Here is a 2,308-nt window from a genome sequence, read left to right on the forward strand (position 1 = left end):
TTTTAATCGATTTGTCGATTTACCACCATTCAGGGTCATCAGATTTAGTCTCGCCTTGCTCCGATTTAAATGTTTTTTTCACATCAATAGTTACCGTCTCTTTAGGTACTTCACTTATAAAGCGCGATACCTTATCAAAATAACCGGCAAAGCTCGAAAAGTAATCTGGCGCAGTCAAATATAAATGGGTTTTAGCACGAGTACAAGCCACATAAAACAGCTTACGTTCCTCTTCCAACGCTTCAAACTCACTTACAGAACGATGATGAGGCATAAGCCCATCGACCAATGCATTGACAAAAACCACTGGCCATTCTAGACCTTTGGCACTATGAATAGTAGAAATGGTCACTGCATCCGGCTGTTTTTTATCAGGATTGGACAACACAGCAACCGAGTCATTGGGAGGATCAAGGGCTAAGTTCTCTAAAAAGTTATCTAAGCTACTGTGTTCTCGCGCCAAGTTCTTAAGCACTCGGAAGTCTTCTGCCCGCTCCCGCCAGTTGTCCTCAACGGTTCTTAACACCGGTAAATAAAACTCAATTAATAAATCTAAAGTTTCAGCCACTGTTTCTTGTTGCTCAGCTTTGTTCAAAACGCCATACAACTCGATGAGCTGCTCATTGTTTTTATTCAGCTTAGGATCAAGTAAAGGCTGAAAAGAGCCAGGGTTACTATTTAGCGCTTGAGTGATTTTGGTAGCAGTCACCTCACCGATGCCTCTAAATAGCGTTAAGATACGGTGCCAAGCAATAGAATCATTAGGATTATATAGGATTTTTACCAAGGCTAGAACATCTTTAATATGGCGCTTTTCAATAAACTTAATGCCACCGACGACTATAAATGGAATATAACGCGCCATAAATTCAAGTTGAATTTGGTTGGATTGAAACGAGGTACGACTTAACACCGCAAAATCGTTATAGTCCAGCTCTGGCTTTAACTCAATAATCTTGTCAGCAATAAACTTAGCTTCTTCTTTATCATTACTGCGGCGTGCCATCACCGGTTTAGTGCCTTGCACGGGTAAGTCTGAAAATAAGTTCTTTTGATAGCCTAAGGTAATCTGTTTAGACAGCGCATTGACATACTCTAATATAGCAGGCGTACTGCGGTAGTTTTGTTCAAGCTTGATAAGTTTCGCTTCTGGATAACTTTTCCCAAATAACAAAATGTTTTCATAATTGGCACCACGAAACGCATAAATACTCTGATTGTCATCACCCACTACCATCAGCGATACATTATCAGGCTCACAAATATAATCAATAAGCTGCTTTTGCGGATAATTGGTATCTTGGTATTCATCCACCATGACATGGCGATAGGTATCTTGAATTAGCTTACGAAACTTTAAGTTGTTTTTTAAATGGCTGACCACTTGGCTTATAATGTCATCGAAGTCATACAGGTGATTGGCGCGTTTGTATTTGTGATAGTTCTTTGCCAACTGCTCGATGTCAGCAATATGAATTGCGATATCAGGATAGTCGCTTTCAATCAAATCATGTAACTTTATACGCCGGTTACGCGAGGTGGAAATTAAATTCTGCAAGGTTTTTTTACGTGGAAAAGCCTGCTTCATGCTGCTGCGCACAATACCCGATTCTTTACAGATTAAATCGATAGCATCTTCGCTGTCACTGGTGTCTAAAATAGTGAACTTAGGGTTAATGCCCAATAACCCAGAATAACGGCGCAGAATCATATTACAAAATGAGTGAAAAGTACCACTGGTTATGGCGTTAAGATTAAGCCCATTTAGATGTGACGAAGCATGGCTGTCTAAGAGGCTCTCTGCCAATAGATTTTTAACCCGATTTTTAATTTCATCAGCGGCTTTACGGGTAAAGGTCAGTAATAAAATACTACTCGGAGAAGCCCCTTTTTCGATTAGATAACTGGTGCGGTAGGTTAGGGTTTTGGTCTTTCCTGAGCCTGCCCCAGCAATAACCAGTACTTTACCATCAATGGTAGTAGCGGCTAACAACTGACTACGGTTCAACTCGCTAGCATAATCCACGGAACTGTGTCCAAGCACTGGGTCGTCATAAGGCTCAGCACCATTAAACAGTTTTACAGAGTCGGGAGTAATAAGATTGGCTTCAAGTCGAGTGATAGACTGACGTAATATCTGAATCTTAAGCCGGATGCTGTCATCAAGATGAGGGTAGGTGTAATGCTGGGTATTAAATAAGGTGTCAGTCATAACATGTAGTCATATCAGTCATTTATATCTGTCAGTTAAAGCATTCATTTAAAGCATCCGAATCAAGGTTATCATAAAAGGTATTTTAATAGAATA

General features: G+C 40.2%; 1 protein-coding gene. It reads right to left on the minus strand.

Features of this window, described 5'->3' with window-relative positions:
• Positions 1 to 19: 19 nt before the first annotated feature.
• Positions 20 to 2,212 carry an ATP-dependent helicase gene (locus QZ265_RS10615; protein ID WP_296405997.1) on the minus strand — a complete coding sequence of 731 codons (2,193 nt, stop codon included), beginning with the start codon at positions 2,210 to 2,212 and terminating at the stop codon, positions 20 to 22.
• Positions 2,213 to 2,308: the final 96 nt, after the last annotated feature.

This window comes from Psychrobacter sp. (assembly GCF_018260395.1).
Lineage (GTDB): Bacteria > Pseudomonadota > Gammaproteobacteria > Pseudomonadales > Moraxellaceae > Psychrobacter.

Bases quoted from the DNA above. Each gene is read 5' to 3' on its own strand.
- QZ265_RS10615 (WP_296405997.1), bottom strand. From the start codon at position 2,212: ATGACTGACACCTTATTTAATACCCAGCATTACACCTACCCTCATCTT.